The following is a 9,744-nucleotide window of genomic DNA, read 5'->3' as shown; positions in this document are numbered from 1 at the left end:
GCCGGTGACGACGGTGGTGGCCAACCCGTCGACGGCGTACGTCGCGGGTCCGCAAGGGGTGCTGCAGTATTCGCCGTCGGCCGACGGCCAGCAGGGCTGGTCGGAGGTGTCCGGTTTGACGGTGCCCGGAGCGGCGCCGGTGCTGGCGGGCTAGTGGCGATCGTCAGCGCGACGCAGCCGGGCGCCGGGCACGCTGGCCAGACCTGCGATTAACGACTACGCGCGAGCTCCCCAACCCATGCCGACGACCTCTCGAACTGGCCTCAGTGCGGGCCACCACCGGTGGTTCGATGATCCTGATCTCCAACCGCTCAGTGGTCGACTGCTACCGACTATTCGCTAAACCCGTTGTCGCCGAATCCTTCTGACCGATTGATCGACACAAGCCACGGGTCTTCATCAACGGCGCGTCCCAACAAGCAACCCGCGACCAACAACGAACCCAAAACCAATTCGGCTGGCGGGCCTACGCCTTGGAGACGCGAAGCACAACCTTCCCCCTCTTACCGTGCTGGGCGGTGCGAGCGAACGCTGCTTCGAACTGGTCCAGCGGAAAGACGCTGTCGATCTGCGGTTGCAGCTCTGGCAGCGCCCTGAGCTGTGCGCCGTCCGGTTCCACAACGAAGTATTGCGCGCCGGGCGCCTCGGCCGCGATCGTGACGATGCGCGCGGCACCGGGCGCGCTACGAGCGAGGGGCTCCCCGCCGGTGGTGTCGAAGAGGAGTTCACAGGCCTCGCCTTCTTCGACCAAAGTTGCACCGAGCTTGCGCGCGAGTTCAGCGGCAATGTGTCCGACTCCGCCTCGCGCGCCGGTGATCAGCACCCGCTCACCGGTTTTGAGCTTGCCGTGCACGACCAGCGCCTGCCACGCGGTCGTCCCGGGCATCGGGAGCGCCGCCGCCTGCTCATAACTTAGTGCGGACGGCTTCGGGGCGAGCAAAGATTTCGGCACCGCTGCGAACTCGGCGGCGACGCCATCGCGATCGAATGGCGTCAGCGCGATGACCTCCTCGCCCGTCGACTCCACGACGCCACACAGCTCATAGGAGGGAATCGCAGGCAGGCGATCGGTCGACCAGGTCAGCTCATCCCGCGTGATCGCTGCGGCGTGGACGCGAACGAGCACCTCGTCGGGTCCGGGTTCGGGTTCGGCAATCTCCTCAAGCCGCAACCCGTCAGCGTACTGGCGTAGGGCCTTCATCAAATTCTCCTTAGTGTAGAAGGATCTCACAACAACAATTAGCGGTACTGAACTATCTTGGTGGCGGTGCGGATGGTCAGCCGGACCTCACTAGTGATCGCCTATTTCGCTTGAAGCGCAAGTCCTGGTTTATGACTGGCGCATCGAACACAAGACCTATCGACGCCGTAGCGCATCAACACCTCGCGCCGAGGCGTCCGGAACTCATATAAAACCTCATCACTCAACTGTTACTAGCCGCGTAGCCGGGACAATGCGGCACAGGCAAGTTGACCGTCCTTCCTAGTTCCCTCACGGATGCGATCCGGCCACCCTGCTTCGTATTGATGCCCGCGCACCTCAGAGCTAGGCGGCCCAAACGGGCTGACAAGCCCGCGGGGACCTGGATGTCCTGAGATTGCGGCAAGACCGGGTGACGTGTCATCACCCCAAACGCACATTCACCCGGGTGAGAAACGCGCCGCCGTGTAGGCGATTCGGGTTTTATACGTCACCTGTCAGACAAAGAGGAGATTTGACAGCAGCACCACATCGTAGCTATCGCCACCGAAATCGTGGGTCAGCGCGTCAGATTCGAAGTGCACCACACGGTGTCCCATGTTCTCGGCCGCCAATAGCGGGGCGGCGGCTCTGACTGCCTCGGGCAGGTCGAGCACCACCGAACGCAAGCCGTGGTAACGCCGGCACAGTGCAACCGAGTAGTGCCCGTGCGAACCACCGACGTCGACCATCTCAGTTGTCCCGCGGGGCATGGGAAGAACCTCTGTGACTTCGTTCGCCAATTGGCCGGCCAGTGCACGCATGCACCGCTGGTAGCGGTCCCACTGCTCGCCGGTCATGCATTTATGGATGTCAAGGGGCATGCCGGTGCGCACATAGCCTTTGATGTGGCCCATAAGCTCCCATTCGTCGCCGGCGAAGAGCACCGCGTCGACGAGCGAGTGCGGACTTCCCGCCAGCAGCCAGGTGCGCGCGGTCGTCGTCAACGCGTATCGGTCGCCGCGGTAGCGCAGGTATCCGGACCCGACGAGGACATCCAGCAGTCGCTGCGTGGATGCCGGATCGCTTCCACAACGACTGGCTATTTCTGTCGATGTGGCGGTCTGGCAGGCCAGCGACTCGAACACACCAAGGTTGGTTGCGACCATCACCGCGTGTGCGAGTCCGAATGAGAAGTGGGTTTCCAAGAACGGCAACGGGACTCGTCCCGAGGCCAGTGCTTTCCATTCCGCCCGGGCTGTCGGGGATCAGGCCCAGGTGCATGGCCAGGTCCCCTATCGGCTCAGTTGTGTGGTTTTCGCCGGCAAGATGTTGGCATTGTTGCTGAAGACGTTGTCGGGGTCGTACCTGGCCTTGATCTTGGCGAGTTGCTCGTACTTGCCGTTTCGGTAGGCGTCTCGCACCCGGTCGCCGTCGTCGAAGGCCATGAAATTCGAGTACAAGCCGCCGGTCTGCCACCGTGCGGTGCCGGCGAACGTCTCTCGCACCCAGTCGATGTGGGGCTGAGCTTCATCCCCCGGTTGCCACCGGCCCAACACGTTGATGATGTGATCGGCATGCCGGTCGGCAAACGCGGTGTCGCATTCGCCGAGACGGTCCTGGGCGCCGTGTTGATAGCCGAACTCGATCGCTGAGAGCGCGTTGGGCAAGCGGTTCGCGGCGTCGATGAGCGCTTCGATGCAGCCGTCGGTCAGCTCGCCCGCGTAGCCGCCCTTTGTGTAATTGCATGCGCCGGCCCCAATGGCGCTGTCGTTCAACGACTGCAGCGCAACGTACGGCAGGATCTGAATGTCCTGGAACACTCTCGGCGCGCCCGCCCACAACTGCTCGTACACACCCGCTGCATCCGTGCGATCTCCCGTCCATACGCTCACGAACATGCACACCGGGGCGTTCAGCAAGTCGTCCGGCACGCCGGGTTCCGCCGTCGCGCGGCGCAGGTAGACCATGACTTTCAGGTCATCGCTGGCGCGCAGCATGGTCTGTGCTTGATGCCGGATCGCGGCGGCCGCATCCTCGATCCGGTACAGCGCCACGCCGACCGGAAGCGTCACACCGACGGTCTGCGTTGCGAACTCGAACTCCGTCACCACACCGAAGTTGGCCCCGGCGCCCCGTAGCGCCCAATACAGGTCGGGATGCTCGTTGCCGCTGACGGTCAGCGCGCTGCCGTCAGCCAGCACCACCCTCGCCGAGATCAGGTGGTCGCACGTAAGGCCGTACTTGCGGCTCAGCCAGCCCATACCGCCACCGAGCGCAAGGCCCGCAACCCCGGTCTGCGACATGACGCCGGCCGGCGTCGCGAGGCCGAAAGCTTGTGTGGCACAGTCCATGTCGGCCAGGAGGCAACCGCCGCCGACTCGCACCCGTCCGGCCTCGGGATCGACCCTGACCTGGCGCATTCGGCCGAGGCCGATGACCAAACCGTTGTCGACCATCGAGTGTCCGGCGACACTATGCCCGCCGCCTTTCACCGTGAGCCGAACGGCTTGTTCACGGGCGAACGCGATCGCTGTGGCGACATCGGCTTCGGTAGCACATCGCACCACCGCCGTCGGGTAGCGATCGATCATGTAGTTCCAGATCCGGCGTTCGCGTTGGTAGTCGCGGTGTCGTGGATGCACCACATCGCCGGCCAGTCGACTGTTCAGATCGGTGAGCTGGCGGGACGAAAGCCGTTGCACTGGAGCAGATTCTGTACGGCTCATGGAGTTGCTGCCGGCATCGACGATGACTTGATTTGCACGATCCCGACGGTAGGGGGATGCCCGGCGGACCGCCTAGCCGGATTGCGCATCGCTGTGGACGGATCGCGCAGACCTCCGGTCGCGGCATGGCGCGGCGATGCCAACCAGCTTTAGCGTTGTTGCTGCGCAGACAGGGAGGAGGTAGCTGCGAACGGTGTGGGAAGGTGACCGGACGACGGAACAACGGGCGATCGGCGCTCGCGGCAGCCGCATATGGACGCCGACGAACGATTTCGACGATTTCGCCCTGGTGTGCTGCGGCCAGCGTCACCTCACGTTGCTGGACGATCCGGATGAGTTCTCAATGACCCAGCGGGTCGGCCGCATGGGCCCCGTCGCCGTGTCCGAAATCGTCGTCGGGTCCGATCTGTCCATGGACGCGGGCGAGATATGCGATAGCTACCGTGTGATCATCGTGCGGTCCGGTCGCACCGAGTGTGTACACAGAGGGTTGTCGGTCGTCGGCGGCCCTGGTAGTGCGGCGGTGTACTCACCTGAGGGCCTCAGTACTGGGCGATGGGCGGCGGGAAGCAGGATCAATTGCTTGAAGATCGAGCGCGCGGCGGTAGACGATGCTCTCAGCAGCGCACTCGGTCGCCGAATCACGGCTCACCCCGACTTCACGCCGGTCCTGCCCAGCACCGCGGGCGCGACCCGAAGCTGGATCAACATGGTCGGCGTGTTCAGCGAGCAATTTTTCCGCCCGGATAGCGTGGTGAATCAACCGCTGGTCGGATTGCCCTTCGTTGAGAGCCTGGTGCGCGGATTCTTGCTGGCCGTCGACCATCCCCATCGCGAAGCCCTCATCGGAGGCGAACGGTTCGTTGCGCCCCGCCCGGTTCGGGCCGCGGTCGAAATCATCGAAGCGGAAGCGGATTCGCCATTGACGCTGTCCTCGATCGCCGCGCGTTGTCACATAAGCGTTCGTTCACTACAGCAAGGCTTCAGACGTCATCTGGGCACCTCCCCGATGGCGTATCTGCGCGAGGTCCGACTGCGCCGAGCCCACCAGACGTTGCTCAGGTCGGATCCGTCGGCGGTTACGGTGGCTTCGGTTGCCTATCAATGGGGTTTCAGCAACCTCGGCCGGTTCGCCGCCGCGCACGCTGCACGGTACGGTGAAACACCGACTGAAACCCTGCGCCGGACCGCTTCCGGCCTTGTCGTCGCTAGTGCGTCAACTCTGCGCGATTGGCAGACGGGAAGAGGAGCGAACCATACCGGCGGCCCTCGGGATCGCGGCGGGTCTTCGGTCGCTCCCGACACTAATGCGCTGGCGCGCAGGGACTTTCGCGGTCAGCGCCGGGATGCGCAATCTGGATAGGTCGCTGCGTGCGACGGCTAGGTTCCACGCCGTCGCCACCCTAGCGTGAGTCTGGTGACCGATAGGGATAAACATCTCGGCAGGGTGTGGATGAACTCGGCAACTCTGACTACCACTCCGATAGCGCAGATTTGACGTGTCCGGGCAGTCACTGGATGCCGCCGCACTCACGCCGATAATTTTCGCGGTCCTCTATCTGTATGTCCGCGTGAGTGTCGTGTGGATCGCGATGCTTTGTGATCGCTACGCCGAGCGAGCCGCCCGACACCGCGGAGCCCGCGATCGACGAAGTGGCCGGGGCAAAAGTGGGTCGCTGCAACAGTATTCGCCTCGGCAACGTAGGAGGAACTAATGGCAGGGCTATTCGATGGCAAGGTTGCGCTCATTACCGGCGCCGCTCGGGGACAGGGCCGCTCGCATGCCGTGCGGTTCGCCGAGGAAGGCGCTGACATCATCGCTGTTGATCTGTGCGCACAAATCAACAGCGTGACGTACGAGATGTCGCGACCGGAAGACCTCTTCGAAACCGTCAATCTCGTCGAGAAAATCGGGCGACGTGTCGTGGCCGAACAGGCAGACGTTCGAGAATTGACGCAGCTCGAAGACGTAGTGGAAATGGGCGTAAAAGAGCTGGGGCGTATCGACTTCGTGCTGGCCAACGCCGGGATATTGCCGGGATGCGCAGACCCTGACCCGACCGTGTCGGCCTACCTCGATGCGGTGAATGTGACACTCAACGGGGTCTACTTCACCATCGAGGCCGCTTTGCCGGCGTTGCTGAACCACGGTGATGGTGGCGCGATCGTCATCACCAGCTCAGCTGCCGGGTTCAAGTCGGTTGCCTCGAGCTTCGCCATGCGCAACCACGGCGTCGCCGGCTACGTCGCCGCAAAGCACGGTGTCGTCGGTTTGATGCGCTATTACGCACATACGTTGGCTGAGAAGAACATTCGCGTCAACTCCGTGCACCCGAGTACGGTGGCGACCCCGATGGCCATGAATGAACAACTCAGCCGGTTCGCCGCCGACCATCCGGACTTTTCCGAACGGTTTGAAAACCTGCTTCCGGTATCGGTCCTAGATCCGACCGACGTCACGGAGGCGATGGTGTTCCTCTGCGGCCCGCCGAGCCGGTGCATCACCGGCGTCACGTTGCCGGTGGATGCCGGCTTTGCTTTGAAGTGAGGCGCCGTGTTCCCCTGCGAGCAAGTCCCCGACTGTTTGCCGCGTGAAGATGCCGTTGGAAAGGTCTACAGTGACACAACATCTTCTTGGACCCAAGCCAGACGTCGATCTGATCGACGGCGACTTTTACGCCAACGGGCATGCGCGCGAGGCGTATCGGTGGATGCGGGCCAATCAACCCGTTTTTCGAGATCGTAATGGGCGGGCCGCGGCCACCACTCATCAGTCGATAGTCGATGCGGAGCGCAACCCAGCGGTGTTCTCCAATGCCGGTGGGGTCCGGCCGGAACACCCACCGATGCCCTACATGATCGATCTGGATGATCCCGCACACCTGTTGCGCCGCCGTCTGGTCAGTGCCGGCTTCACCCGCAAGGGGGTGCGTAACAAAGCGCCTTCGATCGCTCGGCTGTGTGACAGCTTGATCAATGCGGTCTGCGAACGGGGGGAGTGCGATTTTGTCCGCGACATCGCGGCCCCGCTACCGATGGCAGTCATCGGAGACATGCTTGGCGTGCCGCGCGAAGATCACGACATGTTGCTGAAATGGTCCGACGATCTGATGAATGGAATGAATTCGGCTGCTGACGACACGACGCTGCAGGCGGTGATGTCGGCGTTTAACGGCTTTAGCGCGTATGCCATCGACATCATCGCCAAACGTCGCGCCGACCCCGCCGATGACCTGTTCAGCATTCTGGTCAACGCCGAAGTCGACGGGCAGCGCATGACGAATGACCAGATCATCTTCGAGACGTTGTTGATCCTCATCGGAGGCGATGAGACGACGCGGCATACGTTGTCCGGCGGCATTCAGCAACTACTGCGACATCACGACCAATGGGACCGGCTAAGCATCAATCCGGAATTGCTGCCAAGCGCGATCGAGGAAATGCTGCGCTGGACCTCACCGTTGAAGAATATGTGCCGGACACTGACAACCGACATCGAATTCTACGGCACGCATTTACGTGAAGGTGAGAAAATCCTGTTGATGTTCGAGTCGGCCAACTTCGACGAAGCCGTTTTTGGCGACCCGGACAACTTTCGTATCGATCGAAACCCCAACAACCACCTCGCCTTCGGCTTCGGAACACATTTTTGCCTGGGCAACCAGCTCGCCCGGTTGGAGCTTTCGACGATGACCAAGCGAGTGCTGGAGCGATTGCCCGACCTCCGCCTTGCCGACGGCACCGAAGCACCACTGCGGGCAGCCAACTTCGTTTCCGGGCCGACATCCATGCCGGTGGTATTCACACCATGCCGCGCTATCGACACGACATGAGGTACATCCAGCACTGCCGCCACCAAATGCGTGGGGGTTATTGCGGCTCGTAGGCGCGGCGCCTCTCGGTCGGTTCGGCTGCCGGCAATCTGGAGCCCGTTCCGACACAGATCAAGCGCAGATGTGTGCTTGGAGTGCCCACCGATGACGGCTACGGCGGATAAACATCGTCCGGGTATCTATGGTGACTAGCCACGTTGCGCGCGGTTCTGGCCAGATTGCGCATATTTCTCGGAGCGGGGTATCGGATCAAGCCGACGGCGTTACTGTGTTCCGCAGAACGGTCAGCTATGGCTACGGAGGGTAAGGAAGGCCACCGAAGTGATGAAACGACCGTCAGCGTCCGTCTCGGCGAAGCATTCCTGGACGCTGGCGCGAGGCTGGAGAGACCGGTGCGCATGAGCGATCGGCAGGATTTGGCGGTCCGGGTAGGGGACACCGACCCGTGGGTGACCGTGCGATCCCTGGACGAATTCGCCGAGCTGCGCAACAACGAGCTGGACTCGGCGGGGTACTGGTGGCCGGATATTGGCCCGCAAGAGGGCGCGAACTCATTTTCATTCACGCACCGTATGCGCCGTCTCGGCCCAATTACCGTGTTAGACGCGGACTTTCACGATACCGTTTGTGTGAACGGCGGTGAAGTTCGTCCCCACTATCATGTGACTCTGCCCGTCGCAGCGTCTTCGATACGGACGGATAGCGATCTCTCAGTGGTGACGGCTCCCGGCTCGGTCGCGGTGTATCGGCCGGAGGGTAAAGCCGGTGTCTCGGGCTATAGCGGTCGTCTGCTGGCCGTGATGATCGATCGTTATTCCGTCGAAGATGCCCTCGGGGATGCACTCGGGCAGACCATAACTTCCCAAATCGACCTGGAACCCCTAATGCGGACCACAAATCAAGGCGTTCGTAACTGGATCAGGATGGTGTCGTTGTTCACCGTGGAGCTGTTCCGGCCTGGCAGCATCCTTCATGAGCCACTCGTCGGCATGCCGTTTGCCGATAGCATCGTCCGCGGCCTCCTACTGGCTACGGACCACTCATATCGCTCGACATTGGATGGTGAGGCGACCGACCCTCCGCCGCGGGCCATCCGTGCAGCAATCGACATCATCGAAACCGAAGCGCATCTGCCGCTGACCCTCCCGGCGCTGGCCGCACGCACCTACGTGAGCGTGCGCTCCCTACAGCAGGGCTTCCGCGTTCACGTCGGTACAACACCCATGACCTATCTGCGGGACGTCCGTCTGCGCCGCGCTCGCCAGGAATTGCACGACTCCGATCCATCGACCGATACGGTAGCGTCGATCGCAGTTCGCTGGGGCTTCTCCAATTTCGGACGTTTCGCCGCTGCATATGCAGCTCGCTATGGCGAGAAGCCGGTCATGACTCTGCGTCGGCGAGGCGGTTCGGCGATCACGCGGCAGGCAAGATCCATCGCGTAGCTTCTTCTCCGTGCACCTTGACGCCAAGTGCTTTCGTGCCGCGCCCGGTTCGATCCAACCGACGCGGCAACGTCTCGTGCCGAGATCCGGGAGCGTACCGTCGCGGCGAAAAGCGTGATACCACAGTGCCTCTCCGGTGTGGTGCAAGTTTGGCGACAATCCACGATCGGTATATTGCGGTCTCGGTGCAGCGCGGTGCGGCCGGACGGTTATCGTAGGCTCCGCGGCGCGCGAATTGGTTTGCGGCGCAAGGCCTCCGAAGGCGCCTCGCCGTATCGGTCCGCATGTGCGGCGGCGAACCGGCCCAGATTGGTAAAGCCCCAGTGGTACGCAATCGAGGCCACAGTGGCCGACGAGGAATCGGACTCCAGCAGCGCCTCATGTGCCCGCCGCAGCCGAACCTGCCGCAGGTAAGTCATTGGTGAAACACCCAGGTAGTCGCGAAAGCCGAACTGTAGTGAGCGAACACTGAGGTGGGTACGTGCGGCCAGGGAAGACACCGTCATGGGAAGGTGCGCCTCCTCTTCGATGATGTCGATTGCTGCACGGATAGTGCG

9 protein-coding genes are annotated in these 9,744 nt (G+C 62.5%); 5 read left to right on the top strand and 4 right to left on the bottom strand.

What is annotated here, in order from left to right; translation table 11 throughout:
- Positions 1-154: LpqB family beta-propeller domain-containing protein (locus A5625_RS29300; protein ID WP_156748481.1), on the top strand; the 154-nt coding region annotated here is incomplete at its 5' end.
- Positions 155-466: 312 nt separating this feature from the next.
- Here A5625_RS29300 and A5625_RS23485 read toward each other — a convergent pair.
- From A5625_RS23485 to A5625_RS23475, 3 genes are all read right to left on the bottom strand, one after another.
- Positions 467-1,201, bottom strand: coding sequence for an NADP-dependent oxidoreductase (locus tag A5625_RS23485; protein WP_066999820.1), 735 nt, complete (start codon positions 1,199-1,201; stop codon positions 467-469).
- 497 nt (positions 1,202-1,698) lie between these two features.
- Positions 1,699-2,397, bottom strand: a complete 699-nt coding sequence (locus tag A5625_RS23480; protein WP_066999817.1) for a class I SAM-dependent methyltransferase — start codon at positions 2,395-2,397, stop codon at positions 1,699-1,701.
- Positions 2,398-2,475: 78 nt separating this feature from the next.
- Positions 2,476-3,885: an FAD-binding oxidoreductase gene (locus A5625_RS23475; protein WP_197516203.1), complete on the bottom strand. Its 1,410-nt coding sequence runs from the start codon at positions 3,883-3,885 to the stop codon at positions 2,476-2,478.
- Positions 3,886-4,252: 367 nt separating this feature from the next.
- On the opposite strand from A5625_RS23475, the gene A5625_RS30810 reads away from it, so the two are divergent.
- From A5625_RS30810 to A5625_RS23455, 4 genes are all read left to right on the top strand, one after another.
- Positions 4,253-5,272, top strand: a complete 1,020-nt coding sequence (locus A5625_RS30810; RefSeq protein ID WP_369830036.1) for an AraC family transcriptional regulator — start codon at positions 4,253-4,255, stop codon at positions 5,270-5,272.
- Positions 5,273-5,623: 351 nt separating this feature from the next.
- Positions 5,624-6,457 carry a mycofactocin-coupled SDR family oxidoreductase gene (locus A5625_RS23465; protein WP_066999802.1) on the top strand — a complete coding sequence of 278 codons (834 nt, stop codon included), beginning with the start codon at positions 5,624-5,626 and terminating at the stop codon, positions 6,455-6,457.
- A gap of 49 nt (positions 6,458-6,506) precedes the next feature.
- Positions 6,507-7,742, top strand: coding sequence for a cytochrome P450 (locus A5625_RS23460; protein ID WP_197516204.1), 1,236 nt, complete (start codon positions 6,507-6,509; stop codon positions 7,740-7,742).
- Between the two features lie 398 nt (positions 7,743-8,140).
- Positions 8,141-9,187 (top strand): AraC family transcriptional regulator, encoded by a 1,047-nt coding sequence (locus A5625_RS23455; RefSeq protein ID WP_066999796.1) that lies wholly within the window; start codon positions 8,141-8,143, stop codon positions 9,185-9,187.
- A 209-nt stretch (positions 9,188-9,396) separates the two neighbouring features.
- On the opposite strand, the gene A5625_RS23450 is transcribed toward A5625_RS23455, so the two are convergent.
- On the bottom strand, positions 9,397-9,744 hold a 348-nt coding region (locus A5625_RS23450), incomplete at its 5' end, for a helix-turn-helix domain-containing protein (RefSeq protein ID WP_197516202.1).

The organism is Mycobacterium sp. 1465703.0 (assembly GCF_001672975.1).
In the GTDB taxonomy this organism is placed as follows: domain Bacteria; phylum Actinomycetota; class Actinomycetes; order Mycobacteriales; family Mycobacteriaceae; genus Mycobacterium.
This window is presented reverse-complemented; position numbering and strand designations above follow the sequence as displayed.